A 26,967-nucleotide genomic window follows, 5' to 3' on the forward strand; every position below is an offset into this window, starting at 1 on the left:
ACGTCAGCGAATCTGCGCCGGGTCCTCCCCGGCCGCGCGCAGCATGTCCCGCACCTCGGTGACGATAGTCCGGTCCGATACCGCGGCCGTGGCGTCGTGGGTGAAGCCGCCCGCCTCCTTGCGGGTCAGCGAGGTGGACAGCGGATGCTTCTTCAGCTGATCGACGCAGCGGTCGATATCGGCCAGCAGCAGATCGGCCATATCGTGGGTGAAGCCGTGCCGGACGACCGCTCGCATGATCGTCTCGTCCTGCCGGTCGGCCGGTAGCGGATAGGCGGCGATCAGCCAGCCGCGCGAGCGCAGGCGTTCGGACAGGTCGTACAGATTGAAGCCGGGATCTTCGCGCAGCCGCCACGACACCGCGCTGATTCCCCGCGTGGGCGTGCCGTCGTGGATCATCTCGAACAATCCGGTCTCGGTGAGGCCGTGGGCCAGATGTTCGGCGACCCGGTAGATCGCCGATTGCAACCGGGTGTAGCCCGTGCGGCCGAGCCGGATGAAGTCGTAGTACTGGGTGATGGCCTGACCGCCGGGGCGGGAGAAATTCAGGTTGAAGGTGGCCATACTGCCGCCGAGGTAGTCGACGTTGAACACCAGCTCGTCCGGGAGGTCGGCGGCCGTGCGCCAGAGCGCCCAGCCGGCGCCCAGCGGAGCCAGGCCGGTCTTGTGCCCGGAGGCGTTGATCGACTTCACCCGCTCGAGCCGGAAGTCCCAGACCAGGTCCGGCGCCGTGAACGGGGCGAGGAATCCGCCGCTGGCGGCGTCGACGTGCAGGGGGATGTCCAGGCCGGTGCCGGCCTGCAGGTCGTCGAGGGCCGCGCTCATCGCGGCGACGTCCTCGAACAGTCCGGTGAAGGTCTGACCCATCGTCGCGACGACCATGATCGTATTCGAATCGCAGTGTGCGGCAATGTCGTCCGGCTCGAGCGTATAGCGGTTCCCGCGCAGCGGCACCTGCCGGATCTCGACGTCGAAATAGCGCGCGAACTTCTCCCAGCACACCTGCACCGGGCCGCAGACGAAATTGGGGACGCCCTGTCCGCCGTTCTTGCGCCAGCGCGTCTTCGCGGCCAGCCCGCCGAGCATCGCCGCCTCACTGGACCCGATGGTGGAGGTGCCGCGCGTCGAGCCGGGATCGGGACAGTGCCACAGGTCCGCGACCATGCGCACGCACCGACGCTCGAGCTCGGCGGTCTGCGGATACTCGTCCTTGTCGACGATGTTCTTGGCCAGGCTCTGCGCCATCAGCCGGCGAGCGTGATCGTCGATCCAGGTGGTGCAGAAGGTGGCCAGATTCATCCGCGACACACCGTCGAGCATCAGCTCGTCGTGCACGATCTGATAGGCCTCCGGGGCCGGCATCTCGCGATGTGGGAAGTGGGTCTTGGGTGCGCCGCGATCCAGATCGGGCATCGCGAACAGGTCGTCGGATTCCGATGATGCAGACATCTCGTCCTCTCCGGTGGTCGGATCGCGGTCGAGCTCTCCTTCATCATGCCCGCTGCAGGTGCGCACCGGCCATGAACCGCAGGGAGAAATCGGGCGAATTCCGTCCCGCGCCGCGCCCGACGCCGATGCGGCCGGTCCCGGAAAGAGGGTTAGGTTGGGTGAATGACCGACGATTCTCGGACGGCGGCCCTGCGCGAACAGGTGCGGGCGCTGATGCCGCAGGCGAAAGCCGATCTGGCCCAGTTGGTTTCGTATCGGTCCGTGGCCGATGCGCGGCAGTTTCCGCCGGAAGAATGTCATCGGGCGGCGCGATGGGTCGCCGACGCCTTCGCCGACCTCGGTCTCACCGACGTCGGCCTGCACGAGACGCCCGACGGCAGCGAGGCGGTCGTGGCCCGGTACCCGGCTCCGGCCGGAGCCCCCACGGTGCTGCTGTACAGCCATTACGACGTGCAGCCGCCGGTGGACGAGGCGGCCTGGGAGACTCCGGTGTGGGAGCTCACCGAACGCGACGGCCGGTGGTACGGGCGCGGCGCGGCCGACTGCAAGGGCAATATCGTCGTCCATCTGACCGCTCTGCGGGCACTGCGGAAAACTCTGGGAGACAAGGGTTATCCGGTCGGCATCACGCTGGTCTGCGAGGGCTCGGAGGAACAGGGCACCGGCGGTCTGGAGGAGTTCGTTCCGCAGCACGCGGACCTGCTGCGCGCCGACGCACTGCTGATCGGTGACTGCGGCAATTTCGCGGCGGGACTGCCGACCTTCACCCAGACCCTGCGCGGAAACGTGAATGTGCTCGTCACGGTCGAAACCCTTTCCGGCCCACTGCATTCCGGTATGTTCGGCGGGGCGGCTCCGGATGCCGTCGCCGCGTTGATCCGGCTGCTCGCGACGCTGCGAGACGAACACGGGAACACCACGGTCGCCGGGTTGCCGGCCGATCAGGTCTGGGACGGCGCGCAATATCCGGTGGAGCAGTTCCGGGTCGATGCCGGCATTCTCGACGGCGTACAGGTGCTGGGCAGCGGCACCATCTCGGACATGCTCTGGGCTCGGCCGGCGTTGACCGTGCTGGGCATCGATGTCCCGCCGGTGGTGGGGTCGGCGGCGGCCGTCCAGCCCAGCGCGCGGGCCCGGTTGAATCTGCGGATCCCGCCCGGAGTGGATCCGGCTCCGGCCCTGAAAGCCCTTACCGCGCATATCGAATCGCATACGCCGTGGGGTGCGCGCGTCCGGGTCGAGACGGAGGGCACCGGGGCGCCGTTCCGATCCGGTACCTGCGGCCCGGCGCGGCTGGCGATGGAGGACGCCTTCGCCGCCGCGTACGGACGCACCGCCACCATGCAGGGGCAGGGCGGCTCGATTCCGCTGTGCAACGTCTTCGCCGAGACCTATCCCGACGCCGAGATCATGCTGCTCGGCGTCGAGGAGCCGAAATGCCTGATCCACGCCCCGAACGAAAGTGTCGACCCCAGCGAGATCGAGCACGTGGCGCTGGCGGAGGCGTTGTTCCTGTCCTCGTATTCGCGGTGAGGGGCGCGCTCCTCGGTGAGGGGCGTGGCTTCGCGGTGCGCGCCCGCTAGAAGGTCTTGTTGTCCTCCGGCTCGATGAGCGCGAATTCGGTATCGGCCGGGCGCATTTCGGACAGGCGGCCGAAGTAGATGCCCTGCGCCTCCGGCGCGATGATGCCGTAGTGGATCGGGACGGCGGTGCGCGGCGCCACGGCGCGCAGATAGTCCACCGCTTCGCTGATCTTCATCCACGGCGCGACCGCGGGCACCGCCAGCACCCCGACCGATACCGGCGGGACCCACAGGGAATCGCCCGGGTGGACGAACTGCGCCGGATCCTCGGCGCTGCCGAGCTGGAAGACGGTGTTGTCGACGACCGGCAGCTCCGGATGGATCACCGCGTGCTTGCCGCCGCCACCGGTGATCTGCAGATCGCCGATGGTGACGATATTGCCCGCGTGCACGGCCTGCCACGGTTCACCGCGCTGCTGTGCGGTCTGCGGATCGCTGAGCAGGCGGGCGCTCGGATTCGCGTCGACCAGGGCCTCGATCCGGTTCGGATCGATGTGGTCGGGGTGCTGATGGGTGATCGCGATCGCGTCGAGTCCCGTGATGCCTTCGAATCCGTGCGAGAAAGTGCCCGGATCGAACAGGATCTTCGCGCCGTTCAATTCGACGAGGACGCAGGAATGACCGAAGTGGGCGATGCGCATGAGTTCACGCTATCGCCTCCGGCCGCAGCGGGGACCTGGACGCGGCTGCGTAACCACGGAGGGGCCACGCGGAGGCCGGCCGACAGGCGCTGTGACGTCTCTCGCAGGTGCCGTGGCCCGGCGGGGCGCCCGCGAGCAGCCCCGATTAAGCTGTTGTGGTAATCCCCCCACCAGCTTGAGGAGCAACGCGTGGCACGAGTTGTGGTCGAGGTGATGCCGAAGGCCGAGATCCTGGATCCGCAGGGTCAGGCCATCGCCGGCGCGCTCGGACGCCTGGGTTTCCCGGGTGTGTCGGATGTGCGGCAGGGCAAGCGGTTCGAACTCGACATCGACGACAGCGTCAGCGATGCGGAGCTCGAGAAGATCGCCGAGGCCCTGCTCGCCAACACGGTGATCGAGGACTGGAAAGTGGTGCGGCTGCCGTGACCAGCTCTGCGCGAATCGGTGTCATCACCTTCCCCGGCACGCTCGACGACGTCGACGCGGCGCGCGCGGTCCGGTTGGCCGGCGCCGAAGCGGTGAGCCTGTGGCACGCCGACGCGGACCTCAAGGGTGTCGACGCGGTGGTGGTGCCGGGTGGATTCTCCTACGGCGACTATCTGCGCGCCGGTGCCATCGCCCGGTTCGCGCCCGTGATGGGCAAGGTCGTCGAGGCCGCCGGTAAGGGTATGCCGGTGCTGGGCATCTGCAACGGCTTCCAGGTGCTGTGCGAGGCCGGACTGCTGCCGGGTGCCCTGACCCGCAACGAGGGCCTGCACTTCGTCTGCCGCGATCAGTGGCTGCGGGTGGAGTCCACCGCGACCGCGTGGTCCTCGCGCTACGAAGCGGGTGCGCAGATCCTGGTCCCGGTGAAGAACGCGGAGGGCCGCTACCAGGCCTCGCAGGCCGTGCTCGACGAACTCGAGGGTGAGGGCCGGGTGGTCTTCCGCTACGTGGGCGGCAACCCCAACGGTTCGCAGCGCGATATCGCCGGCATCGCCTCCCCGAACGGCCGTGTCGTCGGTCTCATGCCGCACCCCGAACACGCCACCGAACCGCTGACCGGGCCGAGTGACGACGGGCTGGGGATCTTCCTGTCGGTCCTCGACAGCCTCGTCACCACCGTCTGATCGCCCGTCACCACGGCCTGATCGTCCTGTCGCTCAGGGGATCACGACCGCGGCGGTGATCGGCGCCGGGTCGTCGGCCCAGCGTCGGCCGGTGTCACGCGGTGTGATGCCGTGGTCGGTCCAGGCGGACAGCAACTGCGCGACCTTGGTGTGCATGGTGGTGCGCAGGCGATCGAAGGAGTTGTCCGGCACGTCGTCGACCTCCCCGAGCAGCAGCCACCACGCCCAGGCGACCGCACCGGCATTGGCGACGAAGTCCGGCAGCACCGGAACACCGCGGGCGGCGAGCATGGCCTCCGCCTCCGGTGTGGTGGCGGCGTTGGCCGCCTCGACGACGACGCGGGCGCGCACGTCGAAGGAATTGTCCGGCGTGATCGCGTACGAAATGGCCGCCGGCACCAGGATGTCGACATCGGCGGACAGCACCGCGGTGCGTGGCAGTTGCTCGACATCCGCAGGCAACCGGGAGCGGTCGATCTCGCCGTAGTCGTCGCGCAATTCCAGCAAAGCCGGGATATCGAGTCCGCCCGCCCGGTACAGGGCACCGGCGGCATCGGCCACCGTGGTCACGCGCATGCCCGCCTCGTGCAGGTAGTAGGCCGCCGCGCCGCCCATGGTGCCGACTCCCTGAATCGCGACCGTCGTCTCGGCCGGCATCCGGCCCCACGAGACGGCCGTGGCGAGGCACGCGTGCGCGACGCCGTAACCGCCGATCACATCGCCCAGCAGGAAACCGCCCTCGACCGCCGCGTTCAGTCCGTTGCGGACCCGTTCCAGGGTGGCGGCCGGATCCGCGGCGCGGCGGATCGCGGCGTGATAACTCTGCCCCAGGCCCAGCTTCTCGAAGACCTCGTCGATCAGATGCTGCGGGACGCCCAGGTCCTCCGCGGTCACCCAGTGCGCATCGATCCACGGGCGCATGGCCTCGCAGAATCGCTCCAGCACCTCTATGGCACGCGGATCCTTCGGATCGAAGTCGATGCCGCCCTTCGCGCCGCCGATCGGCAGGTCGAAGGTCGCGGTCTTGGCGGCCATTCCGCGCGCCAGATCCTCCACCTCGCTCAGCGTGCAGCCGGCCCGCATGCGGGTGCCGCCGGTGGCCAGGCGGCCGCGCAGGGTGTGGACGACGAGATAGCCGACGGCGCCGGTATCCGAATCGGTCCACTGCAGCCGCATATACGGCTCGGGGCGGCGGATCGCGGGGGTGACCGGGACGGTCGCGGGCACCGGCGGGACGGTCGGTGCGGTGTCCTCGGCCGGGTTGTGGATCGTCGTCACGGCGAACTACCTCCTTCGCGTTCGGATGGCCGACCACCATCCGCGGGGGAACGACGAGTCGCGCGACGATCGGCGTCCGGACCTCGTCGTCCCGGCTGGTGATTCGCTGTCACCAGCCTGAGTCCTGCCCGGTCACACGTCTATTTACGGTTCGTTCACGGCCGTGTTCAGTGTTTCTGCACAGCGGTCCGCACAGCGTTGCGGGCCGCGCGTACGGTTTCCGCGCAGCGCTTACGCTCGATGCCATGGACCTGTCGCTGCCTCGCCTGCGCATGCTGCGCGAGCTGCATCGGCGCGGCACGATCACCGCGGCCGCGGGTGCGCTGCACTACACCGCCTCGGCGGTGTCGCAACAGCTGGCTCAGTTGGAGCGCGACGTGGGGCTGCGGCTGTTCGAGCGGCGCGGGCGTCGGCTGCAACTCACCGATCGCGGAGTTCTGCTCGCCGAGCACGCCGAGGAGATCCTCGCCTCGGTGGAGCGGGCCACGCAGGCGCTCGAGGAGTCCGGGGAGTCGGTGTCGGCGACACTCACCGCCGGAGTGTGGGCCTCGGTCGCCTCGGGGCTGCTGCCCGACGCGCTCACCGCGCTCGCCCGCGCCCATCCGGGCATTCTGGTGCGGACCAGGGAACTCGCACCGGAGGCGACGGCTGCCGCTGTTCGCGACGGGACCCTCGACCTGTCGTTCGTCCTCGACTACTCGAATTACCCGATGACCTGGGACCGCGGTCTGGAACGTGCCGTGATCGCGGTCGAGCGGCTCTACGCGGCGGTGCCGGCCGGAGCGGTGCCGGCGCTGACGGTGACGCTGGCCGATCTGGCGGAACATCCGTGGATCCTCGCGCCCGCTCGCTCCCATTTCGGTCACGCGGTCCGGCTGGCCTTCCAGTCCGGCGGGGTCGAACCACGCATCGACCACGAAGTGGAGGAGCAGTCGACCGCGATGGCGCTGGTCGCGGCCGGACTGGGTGTCACGCTGGTCTCGGATCTGGGGCTGGCGCTGCGGCCGCCGGGCGTGGATATCGTCGGGCTCGGTGAGGGCCTCACCCGAACCGTCTCGCTGGCTTATCGCACCAATACGGCACGCCGGGCGGCGCTGCTGTTCGTCGTGAACGCGGTCCGGGCCGCCGCCGTCGACAAGGGGCTCGGCCCGGAGCGACCGTTGCTCGCCGCGCCGGGTCCGGAAACCGTTGCGCCACCGAATGATTCGGCCGAAGTCACGCACAAGGCGCTCGGGCTCGACTGAGCCGCGCGAGGTGCCGGTACAGCGGCGTCAGTACAAGGTGTCCAGTATCCGCAGGTCCACGCCCTCTGCGCGGGCGATCAGGCTGGGCGGGCGGACCACGTGATTGTCGCGGTACATCCGCGCTCCCGACGGCGTCTCCAGCACCACGCCGTCCTCGAGCGCGGCCCGCATCCGCGGCACCTCGAGGGAGCCGACCGCATGGGCCATCGCCCGCAGCGTATGCAGCGCCTCGTAGGCGGTGTTGCCGAAGTAGGTGAGCTTCGGCGCGAAGCGGCCGTGCATGCGGTGATAGCGCGCCTGCCGGTCGGGATCGGCGTTCACATCGGGGAACAGACTGGAGGCGACATAGAGATCGGTGTTGGCGCCGGGGCCGGCGGCGAGCAGGAGTTGTTCGTCGACGACCGGGCTGACCCGCAGTTGCTTCCCGGCCCGGCCCATCGCGGTGAACTGCTGGTTGAACCGGACCGCATCCATCCCGACCAGCAACATCACGATGCCGTCGACCCGGTCCAGGCACGGATCGGTGAGGATCGAGCCGAAGTCCCGGGTCCCCAGCGGCACATAGCGCTCGTAGTGGACGGCGTCGCGGTACGCGGCACGGACGTCGCGGCCGGTGGCCACCGGCCAGATGTAGTCGTTGCCGATGATCGCCCAGCGGCGGGTGCCGAATTCCCGGGACAACCACCGCATGGCCGGCAGGATGTGGCCGCTGGGCGCCTCGCCGATCATCACCACCTCGGCCGGTTCGTTCGGCAGCTCCTCGTAGACGTTGGCGAACAGATACGGAACCCGCCCGCCCGTGACCCGGGCAACCGCCTGGCGGACCGCCGAGATGTGCCAGCCGGTGATGGCATCGACCATTCCGGTGGCCAGCAGCGCCGAGACCTCGTCGGCCACCTCGGCCGGACTGCGGCCGCCGTCGATGGTCGTCACCCGTACTTGCCGGCCCAGAATTCCTGTGCCGCTGTTGATTTCTTTCGCAGCCAAGGAAATCGCCGCTTCACAGGACGGCGCGACAATTCCGACGGGGCCCTGCAGGGGGACGATATTCAGGACCTCGACCACTTCGTCCGGGCTCTCGCCGAAGGAGAACATTCGGTACCCTTCTTCGTATCCGAGCGAAATGATGGGGCGGAAAATATGTCGACCATTGTAAGTGGCGTCGCCACGCTGCACGGGGCGCTGCGAGCTGCGGAACGCGGTTGGCTCCGCCACCTCGACGCGGCACTGTGTGCCAGGCAGCTGACCGCCGACCAGTGGGCCATGCTGTCGAATCTGTCCGACCGCTCCGGTATCACCATGAGCGAGCTGGCGGTTCGTGCCCAGCTACCGCCCTCGTCGGCCACCCGCCACGCCGACGCCCTGGCCGAACGCGGCCTGATCTTTCGAATTGCGGCCGAGGACGACCGCCGCCGCATTCTCATCGGTTTGACCCATCGCGGCAAGGATCTGGTGGATTCGGTGCGCGAGCAGGAGTCGCTCGCCGAAGAGGAATTGCGTAAACGAATCGGCGCGCGAAATCACGCGGAATTGCTGCGACTGCTCGAGTTGATGGTCGAGACCCAGTCGGATTGATCCGGTTCGGAACGCGCCCGCCGACTCGGCGATAATCCGGCAATTCCGGCAGCCGATAGGATCGCCGGTATGCCGGTCTCCACCACCGCGTCGGCCTCCGGGCTGTGCGCCTTCATCGATGCCTCGCCGTCCCCGTTTCACGTATGCCGCACGGTGGCAGCCGAATTGACGGCCCACGGATTCACCGAACTGCCCGAGGCCCGGCCGTGGGCCGAGGCGGCGGAGACGAACGGGGGAGTGGGCCGCTACTTCGTGATCCGCGGCGGATCCCTGGTCGCCTGGGCCGCGACGACCACCGATCCGGCGGGTGCGTTCCGGGTGGTCGGCGCGCACACCGACAGCCCGAATCTGCGTGTCAAACAGCATCCCGATCTGGCCGTCGCGGGCTGGCAGTTGATCGGCCTGGAACCCTACGGCGGCGCCTGGCTCAATTCCTGGCTGGACCGTGATCTCGGCATCTCGGGCCGGCTCACCGTGCGCGAGGGCGACGCATTGGGCCAGCGGCTGGTCCGCATCGACGATCCGCTGGTCCGGGTGCCGCAACTGGCCATCCACCTGTCCGAGGATCGGCGCGGGGTGACGCTGGATCCGCAACGCCACGTCAACGGCATCTGGGGATTGGGGGAGCGGCCGCGCTCGTTCATCGCCTACGTCGCCGAGCAGGCCGGCGTCCGCGCCGACGACGTGCTCGGGTGGGAACTGATGACCCACGACCTGGAACCGAGCCGGGTGGTCGGCCGCGACCAGGATCTGGTGAGTGCGCCGCGGCTGGACAACCAGGCCACCTGCTATGCCGGATTGCAGGCGTTCCTGGCCGCCGCGGACCGGGACGGTGGCACCACCCCGGTGCTGGCGATGTTCGATCACGAGGAGGTCGGCAGCCAATCCGACCGCGGCGCTCAATCGGATCTGCTGCCCGCGATCCTGGAGCGAATCGTGCTCGCCCGCGGCGGTGGCCGCGCGGATTACCTTGCGGCACTGGCCGGTTCGATCTGCGCCTCCGGTGATATGGCCCATGCCACCCACCCCAACTATCCGGAGCGGCACGAGCCCTCGCATCGCATCGAGGTCGGCGGCGGCCCGGTGCTGAAGGTGAATCAGAATCTGCGCTACGCCACCGATGCGGTCGGTGCCGGAGCCTTCGCCTTGGCATGTTCGCAGGCCGGGGTGCCACTGCAGCGGTACGTGCATCGCGCGGATCTGCCGTGCGGTTCCACCATCGGCCCGATGACCGCGGCGCGCACCGGTATGCCGACCGTCGACGTGGGCGCACCGCAGCTGGCGATGCATTCGGCGCGCGAACTGATGGGCGCCGCGGACGTGGCCTCCTATTCGGCGGCGCTCGCGGCGTTCCTCACACCACTCGGGCGGTAGGCGATCGCCGCGATTACCAGAGCGGCGAAGGTCACCAGCACATAGCTGCTGCCGATGATCTGCTGCCACCACGCCCAGCGGAGTTCGCGGTCGGCGTTGTGTGGCAGCACCCACTGTGGCCCGACCATGAACAGCACGGTGATCGCGGCGGTGATCGCGATCCACATCCGCCGCCGCCGAGCCGCGCGTCCCGGCGTATCCGGGGCGTCCGCGGCCGGCATCCGGGCGATCAGGTCGCCCGCGACCAGCAGGGCGGGGGCGACCCACACCCAGTGGTGCGACCACGAGACCGGCGAGACCAGCAGGACCGCCGCCGAGTTCACCAGCAGCGCCGACACCTGATGACCGGCGTCGAGCAGCCGTTTCATCCACAGGGCGGCGAGTCCGATCGCGATGAGCGACAGCCCGATCCAGATAGCCGTCGCGGCGCCGTCGGAGACGCCCAGGCGGAAGGCGAACCCCTTGAGCGACTGGTTGCCCGCGTACTGCGGCGGCCCGATGCGACCGGTATCGATCAGCGTGTGGAACCAGTATTCGGTGGAATCGTGCGGGAACAGCAGGTATGCCAGCGCGATCGCGCCGATCGCCGAGCCGATGAGCGTGAGGCACGCGCGCCAGTCCCGGCGCAGCAGGAAGTAGAGCAGGTAGCCGGCCGGAATCAGCTTCACCGCCACCGTGATTCCGATCAGCATGCCGCGCGGCCAGAACGGCTTGCGAACCAGTGCGTCCAGCGCGACGGCCGCCATCAGGATCAGATTGATCTGGCCGAAGTTGTAGGTCTGGCGCACCGGCTCGGACAGGCCGAGCACGGCCAGCGCCCCGATCAGCAGGATCACCCGGGTGGACCGGTCCATCTCCGGCCGGATCCGGACCAGCACCAGCCACAACGTGACCGCGAGACTCGCCATCGAGGTGAGCAGCACCAGCCATTGGGCGACGGCGAGCGGCATCAGCGCGAGCGGCGCGAAGAACAGTGCGGCCAGCGGCGGATAGGTGAACGGCAGCCCGATGCCGTAGACCTTGGGCATCGGCCCGTACAGGTCGCCGCCGTCGAGCCACGTGCGGGCGCCGTTGCGGTAGACCTGGAGATCGATGTAGCCGGTCCAGATGTGGGCGGCCCAGGAGACGATCGCCGAGACGACGAACAGGGCGATCGCGATCAGGAGTAGCCGTCGCTGCCGAGTCGTCAGCCCCCCGGTGGACCGCGCGGACGACGTGGTCGCGGGCAGTTCGTCCGGATCTGCGACCCTGGATCGATCGTTCACCGGCTCAGCGTACCGGTGAACAGGTGCTGCCTGGTCGGGCTGGGTTTGCCCTCCATTAGACTGGCCTGGATTCCCCATCCGCGTGCATTCCGTCTCTCACTCCAGCGTCGGAGCTCGTAGCTGCACGTTTGCCCGGCCGAAAGGACCTAGGTAGCCCACCGTGACTGTCCACGTCGACACCGTCAGCGCCGCCGCAGCCACCCCGGATACCCCGCAGCCGTACAAGGAGCTGGGTCTCAAGGACGACGAATACACGCGCATCCGCGACATTCTGGGCCGCCGCCCCACCGATGCCGAGCTGGCGATGTACTCGGTGATGTGGAGCGAACACTGCTCCTACAAATCCTCGAAGGTGCACCTGCGCTACTTCGGCCAGACCACCACCGACGAGATGCGCGCATCGATGCTGGCCGGTATCGGCGAGAACGCGGGCGTGGTGGACATCGGTGACGGCTGGGCGGTCACCTTCAAGGTGGAAAGCCACAACCACCCTTCCTACGTCGAGCCGTACCAGGGCGCGGCCACCGGCGTCGGCGGCATCGTGCGCGACATCATGGCGATGGGCGCGCGGCCGATCGCGGTGATGGACCAGTTGCGCTTCGGCGCGGCCGACCATCCCGACACCCGTCGAGTGGTCGACGGCGTGGTGCGCGGTGTCGGCGGCTACGGCAACTCCCTCGGCCTGCCCAACGTCGGCGGCGAAACCGTCTTCGACGCCTCCTATCAGGGCAATCCGCTGGTGAACGCGCTGTGCGCGGGCGTGATGCGGGTGGAGGATCTGCACCTGGCCTTCGCCTCCGGAACCGGCAACAAGATCGTGCTGTTCGGCGCGCGGACCGGTCTGGACGGTATCGGCGGTGTGTCGGTGCTGGCCTCGGACACCTTCTCGGGTGACGAATCCGGTTCCGGCCGTAAGAAACTGCCCAGCGTGCAGGTGGGCGACCCGTTCGCCGAGAAGGTACTCATCGAGTGCTGTCTCGAGCTGTACCACGCCGGACTGGTGGTCGGCATCCAGGACCTCGGCGGTGCCGGACTGTCCTGTGCGACATCGGAATTGGCGGCGGCCGGCGACGGCGGGATGCGCATCGACCTGGACAAGGTGCCGCTGCGCGCGGCGAATATGACACCGGCGGAAGTGCTTTCGAGCGAATCGCAGGAACGCATGTGCGCGGTGGTGACGCCCGACAACGTCGAGGCGTTCATGGCCGTCTGCCACAAGTGGGACGTGCTGGCCACAGTGATCGGCGAGGTCACCGACGGCGACCGCCTGGTGGTGAAGTGGCACGGCGAAACCGTGGTGGACGTGCCGCCGCGCACCGTCGCGCACGAAGGCCCCGTCTACGAGCGGCCCGTGCGGCGTCCCGAGGAGCAGGACGCGCTGGTCGCCGACACCACCGCCGGGCTGGCCCGGCCGAAGTCCGGCGACGAGCTGCGGGCCACGCTGCTGAAGATGATCTCCAGCCCGCAGCTGTGCAGCCGCAAGTGGATCGTCGAGCAGTACGACCGCTACGTGCGCGGCAACACGGTGCTGGCCGAACATGCCGACGCGGGCGTGATCCGCATCGACGAGGAGTCCGGCCGCGGCATCGCCCTGGCCACCGACGCCTCGGGCCGCTACACCAAACTCGACCCCTACACCGGCGCGCAGCTGGCGCTGGCCGAGGCCTACCGCAACGTCGCCAGCACCGGCGCGACGCCCAAGGCCGTCACCAACTGCCTCAACTTCGGTTCCCCCGAGGACCCGGGCGTGATGTGGCAGTTCCAGCAGGCCGTGCGCGGCCTCGCGGACGGCTGTGTGGCCCTGGGCATTCCGGTTACCGGCGGCAACGTCAGCTTCTACAACCAGACCGGCCAGACCGCGATCCTGCCGACCCCGGTGGTCGGCGTGCTCGGCGTCATCGACGATGTGCACCGGCGCATCCCGACCGGATTCGGCACCGAGCCCGGAGAGACGCTGATCCTGCTCGGCGAGACCCGTGACGAATTCGACGGATCCATCTGGTCGCAGGTCGAGCACGATCACCTGGGCGGTGTGCCGCCGCGGGTGGACTTCGCCCGCGAGCAGTTGCTCGCCGAGGTGCTGACCGCCGGCTCGCGCGACGGAATGATCAGCGCCGCACACGATCTCAGCGAGGGCGGCCTGGCTCAGGCGGTGGTCGAAGGAGCGCTGGCCGGTGAAACCGGTGTGCGCATCCTGCTGCCCGAGGGGGACGACCCGTTCGTCACGCTGTTCTCGGAATCGGCCGGACGCGTCCTGGTCGCGGTCCCGCGGTCGGAGGAGACGCGTTTCACCAAGATGTGCACCGCGCGCGAACTGCCGTGGGTGCGCATCGGCGTGGTGGATCAGGGCTCGGACTCGGTCGAGGTACAGGGCCAGTTCTCGATCACGATGGACGAACTGCGCACAGCCCACGAGGGCACGCTGCCCGCGCTGTTCGGCGCCTCCGCGGAGTGAGCCGAGGCGGACCGCGGCCGCACCCGGAGCGACGCGGTCCGCTCACACCCGGAACGGATCGTGTTCGGCCATCAGCTTTTCCACGCGGGCTTCGTCGATACGCTGATGGACGCGCGCGGACTCGAACTGGTCGCGGATCACCTTGGCAAGGGTGAAGGCGCTCGAGACCATGAACAGCGTTGTCATCAACAGGAATCCGCGCTGCCAGATATCCAGCGGCAGATAGACGATGCCCGCGGTGGCGGCGACGAAACTGACGCCGAAGGCGATCGCGGCCTGGGCCAGGAAGGCGGGGCTGCTCTTCTGCTGGGTGGGAGTGCTCATACCGTCGAGTCTGCGGTCCCGGGCCGCGGGGAACGTGCGTAGAACTACTCGAGTACACCGGGTAATTCCCGTTGTAGGCGTTGTTTGCCTCACGTGGCGAGGTCCCCGATTTCGGCACACCGACCGCCATACTTGACGGGTGCTCGATACCGCCGAGACTCTCACAACGCTGCGTACGCGCGGCGTTGTGGTCTATCGGCGAGGCCTGCGGCTGCTGCGCCGGCTCGAGGACGACATCATCGCCCTCAACTACGTCGGCCTGGTCACCGCGACAGTGTTTTTCGCCTGGTCGGTGACGCCGTCACTGCTGCCGCGCGACTGGTTGTTCCAAGGTCTGATCAGTGGTCTGAACGCCGCCATCGGTTACGGCGTGGGCTGTCTGCTGGAGTGGGGTTTTCGCAGACTGATCCGGCCGCGCTTGCGTTTTCGCGCACCGTCGCTGCGGATTCGCTACGCGGTGAAGGTGACGATCCTGACGATCTGTCTGCTCACCGCGATCTACATGCTCGTCCTCTCCGCCGACTGGCAACGGCAGATCTACGGCCTGATGGATATGGAAGGCACCACGCGCGCCGCCTATCTGCGCACCGGTGGGCTCAGTGTCGCGGTGGCCGCGCTGGTGGTGGCGATCTACCGGACGGTGCGGTGGATCGTGCGGTTCTTCGCCCGTCTGCTCAGCCGCTGGGTGCGGGTGCCGCCGCAACTGGCCCCGAGCGTCGGCGCGATCGTGCTGGCCGTGGTGGCGGTGCTGCTGTTCAACGGTGTGCTGTCGGAGGCCTTCTTCACCGTCGCCAACTCGGCGTTCAGCGTGCGCAACGACAAGATGACGCCGTACGCGGTGCAGCCGACCGAACCCGAGCGCTCCGGCAGCCCCGCATCGCTCGCCAAATGGGACACGCTCGGTTCGGAGGGCCGGTGGTTCGTCTCGCACGGACCCGATGCCTTCCGCATCGGCGCGGTGACGGGAAAGCCCGCGCGCGAACCGGTTCGGGTCTACGTCGGTCTCGGATCGGCGGCCGAGGGACAGACCCAGGAACAGTTGGCGGTCGCCGAACTCGAACGCACGCACGCCTTCGACCGCAAGGTGCTGGTGATCGTCACCACCACCGGAACCGGATGGGTGAACTCGACGACCGCGGGCGCGCTCGAGTACATGTACGGCGGCGACACCGCGATCCTCGCCTCGCAGTACTCGTATCTGCCGAGTGTGCTGTCGTTCCTCGCGGACCGGCAGAAGGTCGCGGTGGCGGGGAAGAAGATGTTCGAGGCGGTCTACGCCGCCTGGTCGGCGCGACCGGCGCAGTCGAGGCCGAAGCTGCTGGTGTACGGGGAAAGCCTGGGTTCGCAGGGCTCGGAAGCGGCCTTCGACGGCCTGGCCGATCTGCGCGCCAAGGTCGACGGCGCGCTCTGGGTGGGCCCGCCGAATTCCAATCGGCTGTGGAAACAGTTCGTCGAGCGCCGCGACCCCGGCACCCGCGAGGTGGAACCGATCTACGCCGACGGTCTCGTGGTCCGATTCGCTTCCACCGCAGCGGATCTGACGAAACCGTCACCGGAATGGCGGCGTCCGCGCATCGCCTACCTGCAGCATCCCTCCGACCCCATCGTCTGGTGGTCACCGGATCTGATCTTCTCCCAACCGGATTGGCTCTCCGAGCCGCGTGGCTCCGACGTGTCCACGCAGATGCGCTGGTGGCCGCTGGTCACCTTCTGGCAGGTCGCCGCCGACCTGACCAATGCCCAAGGGGTCAGCGACGGGCACGGACACAACTACGGCACCCTCGTCCTCGACGGCTGGGCCGCGGTACTGCCGCCTCCGGACTGGAATCCGCAACTGCAGGAGAACATCCGGACGCAGCTGGAACTGTCGGAAGCGTTCGAACGCGCGGTGAAATGAGCACGGTAACGAAAACCTCGCGCTACGGCCGGAACGCGCACTCGGGAGGTGCGGATCGGTGAACAACCGAAGCGTGGTGCGCACCCTATCGGCGTCGTGCATCGCCCTGATGTGGAGCAATCTCGTGCTGCCGAGGCTGGGGTCGGGCATACGGGGTCGCACGGTCGCCAACGCCGCGTTCGCGACCGGGTATGCCGCGGTATTCGACGGCCGGTCGGAATGGCTTTCTCGACGTGGATGGGCTTGGGGCGCAGCGGCATTCGGCGCGATCGTCACTGCTTACGGTGTCGGGCTCGCCGTACCGGGGATCCGGAATCGAATGGCGGAGTTCGCCGAGCGCGAGCCGGAGGTGAGTACGGCCGAATGGGCCGGCATCCACATTCCGGTGGGTACCGTCTACAGCGAGGAGCTGATCTTCCGGGGGACGCTGGACCGGCTCTTCGACGACGCGAGGCACGTGCGGACGTATGGCGGCGCAGTGGTTTTCGGCCTGTGGCACATTCATCCGGCACGGTCCGCGGGTGACAGCATCCCAGCCACTGTCGCCTTCACCGCCGCGGGCGGGCTGCTCTTCTCCTGGCTGCGTCGCCGCACGGGCAGTGCGACGGCGCCGGCGCTCGTTCACCTCGCCCTGAATGCCGGTGGCGCGCTGGCGCCGCGAGTGGCGGTGGCGCTGCGTGACCGGCGCATCGGCCGGGGTGTATCGCACCGCTGAGTCCGTTCGGCTCGCTACGCTCGGTGGAATGGCGCGACGTTCGGCTGTGGACCCTGCTCAGGTGCGTGATTCGGTGGCGGCGCTCGGCGCGTGGCTGCGCGACGAGTCGGCGGCCCAGCCGGCACGGTCCGAGCTCGCGGCGGCCGTGCGCGGGACCGCGCGGAGTCTGGCCGCCGCGGCGCCGGGCGCCTCGGTGGAGGTGCGAGTGCCGCCCTTCGTGGCGGTGCAATGTATCGAGGGGCCACGGCACACCCGGGGGACGCCGCCGAACGTGGTCGAGACCGACCCGCGGACGTGGTTGCTGCTCGCGACCGGACTGCTGGATTTCGACGCCGCGGTGGATTCGGGGGCGTTGAGCGCCTCCGGAATCCGGGCGGGGGAGTTGGCCCGCTGGCTGCCGCTGGTCGCGCTGTGACCTAGGCCGGGGCGGGCTCGGTACGGTTGATCGGCTTGCGCTCCAACCCTTTTCGGTCGTAGAAGCGGGTCACGACCACTCCGAGCACCACACCGATCGTGAGGCCGAGCACGGTCATCCAGAAGCCACGGGTGAAACCGGCCGCGCCGTTGCCGTCGAAATACAGCAGCGAACGCACCGCCAGGAACACCTGGTGCATCGGTTCGAAGGTGGCCAGCCAGCCGAGGTACTTCGGTGTCGCCTCGATCGGAACCGTGCCTCCCGAGGACGGCAGGCCCAGCACGATGAACAGGATCATGTTCACCAGCAATCCGGCCGAGCCGATCGCGGCGAGGATGGAGATACCGGTGAAGCCGACCGCGATGATCGCGAGCACCCCGTAGAGGTACAGCCCCAGCGGATTGTCCAGCGGCATTCCCAATGCCGCGCCGATGCCGAGCAGGATCGCGGAGACCACCACCGCGGCCACCGCCATGACCGCCCATTTGATCAGCAGCGTGCGAAGTCTGGAGACGGGTGTGGCGGGATAGTGCACGTACCACGGCCCGTATTCGGTCGGCACGAAACCTAGGGCCGAGTCGATCATGGTGTGCACGATCATCGCGCCGAGCATGCCCGCCATCAGCAACAGCAGCGCGTAGAAGAACGCCGTCAGCCCCTGGCCGGACCCGCCGGGCAGGGGATGGAACTCCTGCACCAGGATCTGCAGCGGTTGCGCGAGGGTGAGGCGGGTCGCACCGGACAGTTCGGGGGCCGGTGGGCCGCCCGGCGCCGGGGTGAGCTGAGTCCGCACCTGCTCGGTGAGCTGCTGTCCCACCTTCTCGTTGATCTGGGGCAGCGCCTGATCCCCGAAACGCACCACGATCTGCGTGGCGTAGGTGCCCGACCGCGGATTGGTCAGCAAGGTGATGATCGGCCGCTCGATATCGCCCGGTATGACACTGCCCACACCCAGGATCCCGAGTCGCTTACTGAAATCGCTCGGGATGACTACGGTGCCGTAGACCTGGCCGTTCTGCATCTGCTGCTGGGCCTCCGGCAGCCCCAGTACGCGCAGATCGATCTGGTCGGCGGGCACGGCCGCACGCAGCCCGTCGGCGACCTGATCGCCGAAGTTCACGTGTTTCTGCTGGCCGGGCGCGCCGAGCGTCTCACCCACATCCTGGTTGACCAGGGCGATCGGGAAGTCGTGCAGATTTCGCTGGGGGTCGACGACATAGTCGAGATACAGCAGGCCCAACAACGCCGCCACCACTGAGACGACCGCCACAGGGAACATCCATCGAAACGGAATAAGCCGCCGTAGATTTCGACTTTGTACTGCGGTGTCGGTACTCGCCACGGACGAACCGTAGCAGCAAACAGCTCGCCACCCGGAGGATCCGGACGTGGGTTTCGCGCGGATGACCCGTAGAATGATGAGTGCCCCCCGCCCGACTAACAGGGAGCAAACGGTGACCCACGCCGATCTGTCGATCCCGAAGACCGCCGCAGGCCGAAACTCCTCCGCAGCCGACGAGCCTGAGAACGAACCCCGCGAGGAGTGTGGCGTCTTCGGCGTCTGGGCTCCGGGCGAGGATGTGGCCAAGCTCACGTACTACGGCTTGTACGCACTGCAGCACCGCGGCCAGGAGGCCGCCGGTATCGCGGTCGCGGACGGCTCGCAGGTACTGGTGTTCAAGGATCTGGGCCTCGTCTCGCAGGTCTTCGACGAACAGACGCTGGCGGCGATGCCGGGGCATATCGCCATCGGGCACTGCCGGTACTCCACCACAGGTTCCACCATCTGGGAGAACGCTCAGCCGATCTTCCGCACCACGGCCGTCGGCACCGGACTTGCGTTGGGGCACAACGGAAATCTGGTCAACACCGCCGAGCTGGCGACGCGGGCCCGGGAATTGGGCCTGATCAACGGCCGCCTGCCGGGCAGTGCGATCACCGCCACCTCGGATTCGGATGTGATGACCGCGCTGCTGGCCCATGCCGCGGCCGACAAGAGCATCGAGCAGGCGGCCATGGAGTTGCTGCCCACGCTGCGCGGCGCCTTCTGCCTGACCTTCATGGACGAGCACACCCTCTACGCGGCGCGGGATCCCCAGGGTGTGCGGCCGCTGTGCCTGGGCCGCCTCGACCGCGGCTGGGTGGTTGCCAGCGAGACCGCCGCGCTCGACATCGTGGGTGCCTCGTTCGTCCGGGAGATCGAGCCCGGCGAACTGCTGGCGATCGACGCCGACGGAGTTCGTTCGCTGCGGTTCGCCAACCCCGAACCCAAGGGCTGTGTCTTCGAATACGTCTATCTGGCTCGGCCGGATTCGACGATCGCAGGTCGCTCGGTGCACGCCACCCGGGTCGACATCGGCCGCCGGCTGGCCGCCGAACATCCCGTCGAGGCCGATCTGGTGATTCCGGTCCCGGAGTCCGGAACGCCGGCCGCGGTCGGCTACGCCCAGGGCTCCGGCGTGCCGTACGGCCAGGGCCTGATGAAGAACGCCTACGTGGGCCGCACCTTCATCCAGCCCAGCCAGACCATCCGCCAGCTCGGTATCCGGCTCAAGCTCAACCCGCTGCGCGAGGTGATTCGCGGGAAGCGGTTGATCGTGGTCGACGACTCGATCGTGCGCGGCAACACCCAGCGCGCGCTGATCCGGATGCTGCGCGAGGCCGGGGCGCTGGAGATCCACGTGCGCATCGCCTCCCCGCCGGTGAAGTGGCCGTGCTTCTACGGCATCGACTTCGCCTCGCCGGCCGAATTGATCGCCAACGGCGCCGGGCCGGAAATGGCCGAGGGGTCACAGGATTCGGAAGCGGCGATGGTCGAAAGCGTGCGGCGTTCCATCGGCGCCGACAGCCTGGGCTATATCTCGCTCGAGGGCATGATCGCGGCCACCGAGCAGCCGCGCACCCGCCTGTGCTGTGCCTGCTTCGACGGCAAGTACCCGATCCCGCTGCCCGACGAGGCTGCCGTCGGCAAGAACGTCCTCGAAGGAATTCTCTCCGGTAAGCCGGAATCGGAACTCCTGGGCGAGAATGCCAACGCGAGCGCGCTGAGCCGCCCCTGAGCGTCACCCGTGACGTCGTGCCCGGGCCGTTCGTCGTGGCGGCCCGGCATGTTCATCGAAGGTCGAATCGACTTGGGGCGCACGCACATTCGGTGCCGAACAGGTCCGAGAGCCTAAAGGCTCGGTGACGTGCTGGGCGGTGTGAGCAATCCGCCGAGCATCATCAGAATGCACTGCTCGGCCTCGGCGCCGGCCGCATCCGGGTCGTCGGCGTGCGCGACGATCATGCCCGCCTCGGTGATCGCGGCCAGAATCAATTGGGCCAGGGTCCGGACCGGGACCGCGGGCGCGAGGCCGGACTCCACGGCCAATTCCAGCTGATTGGTGATCAGCCCGAGGCCGTGGCGCGCTTCCATCTCACGCCAGCCCTGCCAGCCGAGTACCGCAGGGCCGTCGGACATGGCGATCCGGACCGTTTCCGGGCGGCGGCTGATCATGAGGAAGGTGTGCAGGCCGGTCGCCATCGCGGCCAGCAGATCGGTCGGGTCGGGCAGGGTGTCGATCGCATGCCGGACCTCCTCGGTGTTGTCCGCCTCGAGCTGTTCCAGGACCGCGATGAACAGGCCGCGCTTGTCGCCGTAGTGATGATGCAGCGCGCCGCGGGTGACACCGGCCGCGGCGACGATCTCCTCCGCCGACACCGCGGAATATCCGCGTTCGGCGAACAGCCGCCGCCCGACCGACTCGAGACTCGCCCGCGTCGCGCGTGATCTGTCCTCCTGGCTACGGCGTGGCATGCAGCCGAGTGAACTCCACGATCAACTGGCTGAGCAACTCGGGCTGGTCCTCGGAGATGAAGGTGAGCGAATCCTCGATCGTGTGCAGCGTGGCATCGGGCAGATCGTGTGCCAGCCGCTGCGCGAAATCGAGGCGGAACACCTTGTCCTCGGGTGCCCAGGCCAGCAGCACCGGCAGATCCCACTCGCCGAAAGTGCGTGCGGCCGCGAGGGTATGGCGCTTGTGGATATCGCGCAGGAACCGGCGCAGATCGGCGCGGATGGCCGCCGAATTGAGGCTCGGCAGCAGGTAGGAATCCGCGATCTCGTGCGGCAGCGGTTGTTTGGTGACCAACCCGTAGGCGAGGGGTAGCCGCTGCGCCGGCCGGAAGCGCAGGCTCTGCAGAATCGCGGTGAGCAGGCCGGGTACGCGCGAGAGCCGCGGCAGCGGAGTGAACGGTTGCGGGAAGAACTTCTCGTAGGCGTCGCAGTTGGTGAACACCACGCGCCCGACCCGGCTGCGATCGCGCGACAGCATGATCTGCGTGATCGCACCGCCGGTGTCGTTGGCCACCAGGGTGACGTCGGTGAGGTCGAGTTCCCGCAGGAACGCGGCGATCAGATCGGCGGCGCCGGTCGGGGTGAGGTCGGCGGCCGGCATCGGCTCCGAATGCGAGCCGAACGGCCAGTCCGGGGTGAGGCAGCGATGCCCGGCGGCGGCGACGTCCGGTACCACCTTGCGCCACAGATCGGCGTTGACGAGCAGGCCGTGGACGAAGACGACCGGCGAGCCGGCCCCGGTCTCGTGATAGCGGATGCGGCCGCCCGGCACGGCGACGTGTCGAATCGGGCCGAGGCTGGTGCTGATTCCCATGACATGCCTTCCGGAGTGGGTGTGATGTGTTCCAGAGTTACCTACATACCGTATGTATGTCAATGGTGGATGTGACGGTAGCCTCGAATCCGTACGTGCAGCCCAATACCGGTGCAGTCTCGTTATCCGGCTCCGGTAGCGTGATCAGGCATCTGTCCGCCGATTCGGTTTGGAGCTTTCCCGAACAATGACTGAGCAGACCCCGAGTGGTGCCGGTGTGAACGACACCGGCGCCGACGAGGCCCAATCCGGAGGCGCGTCCTACGCCGCCGCCGGTGTCGACATCGAGGCCGGCGACCGCGCAGTCGAGTTGTTCGCGCCGCTGGCCAAGAAGGCCAGCCGGCCCGAGGTGCAGGGCGGTCTGGGCGGTTTCGCCGGATTGTTCGCGCTCAAGGGTGGCTACCGGGAACCGCTGCTGGCCGCCTCCACCGACGGTGTGGGCACCAAGATCGCGGTCGCGCAGGCGCTGGACAAGCACGACACGGTCGGCCTGGACCTGGTCGCCATGGTCGTCGACGATCTGGTCGTCTGTGGCGCGGAACCGCTGTTCCTGCAGGACTACATCGCTGTCGGCAAGGTGGTTCCGGAACGGGTCGCGCAGATCGTCTCCGGTATCGCCGAGGGCTGCATCCAGGCCGGATGTGCGCTGCTGGGCGGCGAGACGGCCGAGCATCCGGGCATGATGGGCGCCGACGACTACGACATCTCCGCGACCGGCGTCGGCGTCGTGGAGGCGGACGAGGTGCTGGGCCCGGATCGGGTCCGGCCCGGCGACGTCGTCATCGCGATGGGCTCCTCGGGCCTGCATTCCAACGGCTACAGCCTGGCGCGCCGGGTGCTGCTCGACATCGATCGGATGGCGCTCACCGGGCACGTCGAGGAATTCGGCCGCACCCTGGGCGAAGAGTTGCTGGAACCTACCAAGATCTATGCCAAGGATTGTCTGGCACTGATCGCGGAGACCGACGTGCGCACCTTCGCCCACGTCACCGGCGGCGGGCTGGCGAACAATCTGGCCCGCGTGCTGCCGGCCGGGCTGGTCGCCGAAATCGACCGTGGCACCTGGAATCCCGCGCCGATCTTCAAACTGATCGCGCAGCGCGGCCGGGTCGAACGGGCGGAGATGGAGAAGACCTTCAACATGGGCGTCGGCATGGTCGCCGTCGTCGCCCCCGAGGATGCCGATCGTGCGCTCGCGGTGCTGACCGCGCGGCATATCGAATGCTGGACCTTGGGATCGGTCAAGAAGGCCAAGGATGCCGATGCCGCGCGCGTGGCGCTGGTCGGGGAACATCCGAGGTTCTGAGCGGACACATCGACGCCTCCTCGCACCGGTTCGGGCGGGGAGGCGTTGTCGTCTCGGGAGGCGTCGTGTCGGGGGTCGCTCGCGACGCGCTCACGGGTTGCCCACGGCACCACTCCGGGGCGCTCGGACGGCGAAGCGTCTACCGTGCCCGACGGTGGAAATCGGAGCAATCCGAACTCGGGTAACGCCGCCCTGGGTATCGGTGATACCTGCGGCGGCAACCCGTACTACGAGCCCTCATCGAGGTGGGGATCGGTCGATCTATCGGCCGAAACGCTGCCGACGTGCGAAGGGGGAGGCCCCTCAGGCCTCCCCCTGCATACGTCGATCCGAGTCAGCGGCGCCAGTCGTCGTAGTCCTCATCTTCCTCCCAGCGCTTGAGCGATTCGTCCGAATTGTGCTCTTCGGACAGCACACCGCTCCGCCGGGGGGAGTGCCCCGACAGCTCGCGCTGAAGGCTCGCGAAGTCGGTCGACGGCGAGCTGTACTTCAGCTCGCGTGCAACCTTGGTCTGCTTTGCCTTAGCCCGGCCACGGCCCATGGCTGACCCCCTCGCGTCACTGCGGGGCGGCCTGGGGTGGTTGGCGGCCCCGTTCGAATTAATAATCTTCCTGACAGACACTTTAGCGTGTGTCAGGCGGTCGCGCTTCCAGGAGTCGGTGAAGACTCCGGAACATCCACCGTTCGCGGGGCCGTCGAGCGGGGGTTCGCCGAAATGGTGCGCTTCTACACCGCCCCCGGGATTGCCCGGATGATGCCGACCCGGGCCCCGCCGCCCAGGACCGGCGGCCCGGCGAGCGCGGCGTGGGCCTCGGTCCACTCGACCCCCATACGCTGGAGAATCGCCTGCGTCAGCGGCATCCGGGCTCGGTCGTGACCGTCATCGATCTTGTAGGCGAAGGCGCGGCCGTCCGGCAGCGCGCCCGCGTGCACACCGTCCGCCCCGATCTTGCAGACCAGTCCGGGGGTCGCGCGCATCGTCTCGAGATCGGGGGCGTCCGTGCCCGAAATCACTCGCGGGTGGTGGCGAATCGCATCCGCGACCCGGCGTTCCGGCGATCCGGGGGCCGCGGTGGCGAGGCCGGCGTAGGCGCGGGCGAGATTGATCAGCGAGACCGGGACGATCGGCAGGCCGCAGCCGTCGATGCCGAGGTCGGTCTCGGGTTCGCCGGTGATCTCGGCGATCGTCGCCGTGACCGCCTGCTGCAGCGGATGGGAGGGGTCGAGATATCCGGTGGTCGGCCAGCCGTTGATCACACAGGTCGCCAGCATCGCGGCATGTTTGCCCGAGCAGTTCATGTAGATCTTGCGAGGGGCCGAGTGCCGGTCGCGCCCGGCCAGGGCATCGGCGCGGGCCTGTTCGCCCATCGGCAGATCCGGCGGGCATCCCAGACTGTTCTCGTCGAAGCCGAAGCGGTCCAGCAGCCGCCGCACCAGCGCCAGATGGTCGGGTTCGCCGAAATGCGAGGCGGTGGCGATGGCGAGTTCGGCCTCGTCCACCGGCTCGAAACCGTTGCGCAGCAAGGTGATCGCCTGCATGGGCTTATTGGTCGACCGCGGGAAGATCGGCAGATGCACCTCGCCCCGGGCCAGCGACGGTTCCCCGTCGGGTTCGATGATCACCACCGACCCGCGGTGCACGCATTCGCGGAATCCGGAGCGGACCACTTCCACCAGCTCTACGCTCACGGCCGATCTCCTCGTTCGGCGGTTCCGCACGCCGTCGCGGCCGGTATCGGCTGGGCCCCGCCGGTGGCCGCGGGGTCCGGCAGCGTCCCGTTCGATGCATCCGCGCCCGCTGCCCTGTCCGGCACTGCCGCGGCGCGAATCTCCTCGTGGAGTTCGGTGTTGCGCGTCCGGTTGGCGGCCCGCCGCGCATGCCGGGCGATCTGCATGCGCACGTCTTCGGAGATCGTCGGTTCGGCGGCCGGCAAATGTTCCAGCCGTGCCGGATCGTGTCCGGTGAACAGGTCGCGCACCGTGATGCCGTGCTCGGGGATGTGGTCCACGTGCACCCGGTCGCCCGCGCCGATCGTGCCCTCGGTCAGCACTCGCAGATAGGCGCCGGTATCGGCCTGCAGCGTGAAGCGCTTGACCCACTGCTTCTCGCCCGACCAGTGCCCGAAGGTCGCGCAGGGCACGCGCGGTGCGCTGACCTCGAGCAGCGTGTCGCCGACGCGCCAGCGTTCACCGATCACGGCATCGCTGACGGGCAGCCCGGACACCCGCAGATTCTCGCCGAACCAGCCGGGCGCAAGCGTGCGGCCCAACTGCTCGCCCCACTGCCGCGCGTCCTCGTCGGCGTAGGCGTAGACGGCCTGGTGGACGCCGCCGTGATGTTTCGTATCGCAGACGCGGTCACCGGCCAGTCCCAGCGCCCGGACCGCCACCCGGTCGGCGACCGGGCGTTTGTCGATCGCGGTCCGGCCGACCCGGCTCACCTTCGCGGGCACCTCGAGTTCGGCATGGAGTACACAGACCGCGAGTACGTGGCCGATCGCGCCGATTTCCCGGGGCGCTGCGGGCGCGCTCACCGGCCGCGCAACTTGTCCACGGCGAGCCGGCCGGCCTGCGGCTCGTCATCGGACGGGATCGAATCCGGATCGATGGCGGCGGCCATCGGACCGGCCTCCAGCCGGGTGTCGGCGGGGATGGCGCGTTTGACCAGCGCGAGTGCGATCGGCCCGAGTTCGTAATGGTCGATCACCGTGCCGAGGCGGCCGACCGCGCGGCCGCCGGCGGTCACCGCGTCGCCGGCCGCGGGCCGGGCATCGGCGGAGCCGTCCAGATGCAGCAGCACCAGATGCCGCGGCGGTTTACCGAGATTGTGGACGCGGGCGACGGTTTCCTGTCCGCGGTAGCAACCCTTGTTCAGATGGACCGCGCCGAATTCGTCCGGGCCGCCGATCCAGTGGGCCTCGTGCGGGATGGTCCGATCGTCGGTGTCGAGGCCGATGCGCGGGCGCAACGCCGCCACCCGCAGCGCCTCGAAGGCCCACAGCCCGGCCGGTTCGGCGCCGGCCGCGGTCAGCGCCGACCACAGTTCGCTCAGCCGGTCGCGCGGCACGACCAGGTCGTAGGAATCCTCGGTGGGCCACGGCATCCGGCGCAGGAATCCGCCGCCGGGCAGGGCGACCGCGCCGTACACCTCCGGCAGCGCGGCGACGCCCAGCGTCCCGGTCAGCTCGCGCACCCGCGGCCCGAGCAGGCTCAGGACCGCGTGGTCCGGTGCGGCCTCGGGTTTCGCGTCGGCCCAGAAGACCATCTTCTGCAGGAAGTCGAGCAATGCGGGGCCACGATCGCCTTCGGTGTCGATCCACACCGTGGCGTCGAGTTCGGTGAGCACGAAGTGGTGCTGGACGCGGCCGTTGAGGTCCAGATCCAGGTTCTCGGCGGACCGGCCGTCGCTCAACTCGGCGATGTGCTGGCTGGAAATCGTGTGCAGCCAGCTCAGCCGTTCGGCGCCGGTGATCCTCGCCACGAAACGGTGCGAACGGTCCACGAGGGCCACGCGCTGGGCCGCGGCACGCTGTTCCCCGAAGGGATCGCCGTAATGCCAGGCGACCGCGGCATCGGGACTTTCGGGCGGGCCGGGCACGGCCCCTGGGAGACCGAGCAGTGGACTGGGGGCGGCAACCACGGACACGTTTTCCACAATAGGCGGTCGCGCCGACCCGCGCCGCGCCAC

At 68.6% G+C, this 26,967-nt stretch carries 24 protein-coding genes and 1 pseudogene; 12 read left to right on the plus strand and 13 right to left on the minus strand.

Annotated features, from left to right (window positions below; all coding sequences use genetic code 11):
• Positions 1-3 precede the first annotated feature (3 nt).
• Positions 4-1,449 (minus strand): glutamate decarboxylase, encoded by a 1,446-nt coding sequence (locus IG65_RS0125095; protein WP_081879757.1) that lies wholly within the window; start codon positions 1,447-1,449, stop codon positions 4-6.
• A 162-nt stretch (positions 1,450-1,611) separates the two neighbouring features.
• Here IG65_RS0125095 and IG65_RS0125100 point away from each other — a divergent pair, with 162 nt between their 5' ends.
• Positions 1,612-2,982 carry a dipeptidase gene (locus IG65_RS0125100; RefSeq protein WP_030517412.1) on the plus strand — a complete coding sequence of 457 codons (1,371 nt, stop codon included), beginning with the start codon at positions 1,612-1,614 and terminating at the stop codon, positions 2,980-2,982.
• 46 nt (positions 2,983-3,028) lie between these two features.
• Here the strand turns inward: IG65_RS0125100 and IG65_RS0125105 are convergent, their stop codons facing one another.
• Complete coding sequence (locus tag IG65_RS0125105) at positions 3,029-3,673, minus strand: MBL fold metallo-hydrolase (protein WP_030517413.1); 645 nt, start codon at positions 3,671-3,673, stop codon at positions 3,029-3,031.
• A gap of 189 nt (positions 3,674-3,862) precedes the next feature.
• On the opposite strand from IG65_RS0125105, the gene purS reads away from it, so the two are divergent.
• The gene (purS, locus tag IG65_RS0125110) at positions 3,863-4,099 is read left to right on the plus strand and encodes a phosphoribosylformylglycinamidine synthase subunit PurS (protein WP_030517414.1); all 237 of its coding nucleotides are present in this window, start codon (positions 3,863-3,865) and stop codon (positions 4,097-4,099) included.
• Positions 4,096-4,782 carry a phosphoribosylformylglycinamidine synthase subunit PurQ gene (gene purQ, locus IG65_RS0125115; RefSeq protein WP_030517415.1) on the plus strand — a complete coding sequence of 229 codons (687 nt, stop codon included), beginning with the start codon at positions 4,096-4,098 and terminating at the stop codon, positions 4,780-4,782. Before purS ends, purQ begins: the two co-directional genes overlap by 4 nt.
• Before the next feature lie 33 nt (positions 4,783-4,815).
• On the opposite strand, the gene IG65_RS0125120 is transcribed toward purQ, so the two are convergent.
• Positions 4,816-6,060, minus strand: a complete 1,245-nt coding sequence (locus IG65_RS0125120) for a Glu/Leu/Phe/Val dehydrogenase dimerization domain-containing protein (protein WP_030517416.1) — start codon at positions 6,058-6,060, stop codon at positions 4,816-4,818.
• Positions 6,061-6,305: 245 nt separating this feature from the next.
• Between IG65_RS0125120 and IG65_RS0125125 the strand changes: the two genes are divergently transcribed.
• On the plus strand, positions 6,306-7,304 hold the full coding sequence (locus IG65_RS0125125) for a LysR family transcriptional regulator (RefSeq protein WP_051756839.1): 999 nt from the start codon (positions 6,306-6,308) through the stop codon (positions 7,302-7,304).
• Positions 7,305-7,331: 27 nt separating this feature from the next.
• On the opposite strand, the gene IG65_RS0125130 is transcribed toward IG65_RS0125125, so the two are convergent.
• Entirely contained in the window at positions 7,332-8,399 is a 1,068-nt protein-coding gene (locus IG65_RS0125130; RefSeq protein WP_030517418.1) for a substrate-binding domain-containing protein, read from the minus strand.
• Between the two features lie 45 nt (positions 8,400-8,444).
• On the opposite strand from IG65_RS0125130, the gene IG65_RS0125135 reads away from it, so the two are divergent.
• The gene (locus tag IG65_RS0125135) at positions 8,445-8,879 is read left to right on the plus strand and encodes a MarR family winged helix-turn-helix transcriptional regulator (protein WP_030517419.1); all 435 of its coding nucleotides are present in this window, start codon (positions 8,445-8,447) and stop codon (positions 8,877-8,879) included.
• A gap of 69 nt (positions 8,880-8,948) precedes the next feature.
• Complete coding sequence (locus IG65_RS0125140) at positions 8,949-10,253, plus strand: M18 family aminopeptidase (RefSeq protein ID WP_030517420.1); 1,305 nt, start codon at positions 8,949-8,951, stop codon at positions 10,251-10,253.
• Here IG65_RS0125140 and IG65_RS0125145 read toward each other — a convergent pair.
• The gene (locus IG65_RS0125145) at positions 10,208-11,518 is read right to left on the minus strand and encodes a glycosyltransferase 87 family protein (protein WP_231509409.1); all 1,311 of its coding nucleotides are present in this window, start codon (positions 11,516-11,518) and stop codon (positions 10,208-10,210) included. The two genes, IG65_RS0125140 and IG65_RS0125145, sit on opposite strands and share 46 nt — an antisense overlap.
• 160 nt (positions 11,519-11,678) lie before the next feature.
• Here IG65_RS0125145 and purL point away from each other — a divergent pair, with 160 nt between their 5' ends.
• Entirely contained in the window at positions 11,679-13,973 is a 2,295-nt protein-coding gene (purL, locus tag IG65_RS0125150; protein WP_030517422.1) for a phosphoribosylformylglycinamidine synthase subunit PurL, read from the plus strand.
• A gap of 42 nt (positions 13,974-14,015) precedes the next feature.
• Here the strand turns inward: purL and IG65_RS0125155 are convergent, their stop codons facing one another.
• Positions 14,016-14,297: a YiaA/YiaB family inner membrane protein gene (locus IG65_RS0125155; RefSeq protein ID WP_030517423.1), complete on the minus strand. Its 282-nt coding sequence runs from the start codon at positions 14,295-14,297 to the stop codon at positions 14,016-14,018.
• Between the two features lie 139 nt (positions 14,298-14,436).
• On the opposite strand from IG65_RS0125155, the gene IG65_RS0125160 reads away from it, so the two are divergent.
• Genes IG65_RS0125160 through IG65_RS0125170 form a run of 3 tightly spaced genes read left to right on the plus strand, consistent with a single transcriptional unit; the run spans position 14,437 to position 17,324 of the window.
• Positions 14,437-16,194 (plus strand): alpha/beta-hydrolase family protein, encoded by a 1,758-nt coding sequence (locus IG65_RS0125160; protein ID WP_030517424.1) that lies wholly within the window; start codon positions 14,437-14,439, stop codon positions 16,192-16,194.
• Positions 16,195-16,252: 58 nt separating this feature from the next.
• A complete protein-coding gene (locus tag IG65_RS0125165) occupies positions 16,253-16,909 on the plus strand; it encodes a CPBP family intramembrane glutamic endopeptidase (protein ID WP_231509410.1) in 657 nt (218 codons plus the stop codon).
• 28 nt (positions 16,910-16,937) lie between these two features.
• Positions 16,938-17,324 carry a sterol carrier family protein gene (locus IG65_RS0125170; RefSeq protein WP_030517426.1) on the plus strand — a complete coding sequence of 129 codons (387 nt, stop codon included), beginning with the start codon at positions 16,938-16,940 and terminating at the stop codon, positions 17,322-17,324.
• Position 17,325: 1 nt separating this feature from the next.
• Here IG65_RS0125170 and IG65_RS0125175 read toward each other — a convergent pair whose 3' ends face one another.
• Positions 17,326-18,603, minus strand: coding sequence for a YhgE/Pip domain-containing protein (locus IG65_RS0125175; protein WP_030517427.1), 1,278 nt, complete (start codon positions 18,601-18,603; stop codon positions 17,326-17,328).
• A 175-nt stretch (positions 18,604-18,778) separates the two neighbouring features.
• Here IG65_RS0125175 and purF point away from each other — a divergent pair, with 175 nt between their 5' ends.
• Positions 18,779-20,383, plus strand: a complete 1,605-nt coding sequence (purF, locus tag IG65_RS0125180) for an amidophosphoribosyltransferase (protein WP_030517428.1) — start codon at positions 18,779-18,781, stop codon at positions 20,381-20,383.
• A gap of 113 nt (positions 20,384-20,496) precedes the next feature.
• Here the strand turns inward: purF and IG65_RS0125185 are convergent, their stop codons facing one another.
• On the minus strand, positions 20,497-21,120 hold the full coding sequence (locus tag IG65_RS0125185; RefSeq protein WP_030517429.1) for a TetR/AcrR family transcriptional regulator: 624 nt from the start codon (positions 21,118-21,120) through the stop codon (positions 20,497-20,499).
• Complete coding sequence (locus IG65_RS0125190; protein ID WP_030517430.1) at positions 21,107-21,973, minus strand: alpha/beta fold hydrolase; 867 nt, start codon at positions 21,971-21,973, stop codon at positions 21,107-21,109. Before IG65_RS0125190 ends, IG65_RS0125185 begins: the two co-directional genes overlap by 14 nt.
• Positions 21,974-22,160: 187 nt before the next feature.
• Between IG65_RS0125190 and purM the strand changes: the two genes are divergently transcribed.
• Positions 22,161-23,279 (plus strand): phosphoribosylformylglycinamidine cyclo-ligase, encoded by a 1,119-nt coding sequence (gene purM, locus IG65_RS0125195; RefSeq protein ID WP_051756841.1) that lies wholly within the window; start codon positions 22,161-22,163, stop codon positions 23,277-23,279.
• Positions 23,280-23,613: 334 nt separating this feature from the next.
• Here purM and IG65_RS0125200 read toward each other — a convergent pair whose 3' ends face one another.
• From IG65_RS0125200 to IG65_RS0125215, 4 genes and pseudogenes are all read right to left on the minus strand, one after another.
• The gene (locus IG65_RS0125200) at positions 23,614-23,820 is read right to left on the minus strand and encodes a DUF3073 domain-containing protein (protein ID WP_030517432.1); all 207 of its coding nucleotides are present in this window, start codon (positions 23,818-23,820) and stop codon (positions 23,614-23,616) included.
• 185 nt (positions 23,821-24,005) lie between these two features.
• Complete coding sequence (locus tag IG65_RS0125205; RefSeq protein WP_030517433.1) at positions 24,006-24,968, minus strand: asparaginase; 963 nt, start codon at positions 24,966-24,968, stop codon at positions 24,006-24,008.
• A 194-nt stretch (positions 24,969-25,162) separates the two neighbouring features.
• A pseudogene (locus IG65_RS39290) lies at positions 25,163-25,786 on the minus strand (MOSC domain-containing protein); the annotation flags it as partial.
• A 23-nt stretch (positions 25,787-25,809) separates the two neighbouring features.
• Complete coding sequence (locus tag IG65_RS0125215; protein WP_369801586.1) at positions 25,810-26,925, minus strand: folate-binding protein YgfZ; 1,116 nt, start codon at positions 26,923-26,925, stop codon at positions 25,810-25,812.
• Positions 26,926-26,967: the final 42 nt, after the last annotated feature.

This window comes from Nocardia sp. NRRL WC-3656 (assembly GCF_000720265.1).
Classification (GTDB): domain Bacteria; phylum Actinomycetota; class Actinomycetes; order Mycobacteriales; family Mycobacteriaceae; genus Nocardia; species Nocardia nova.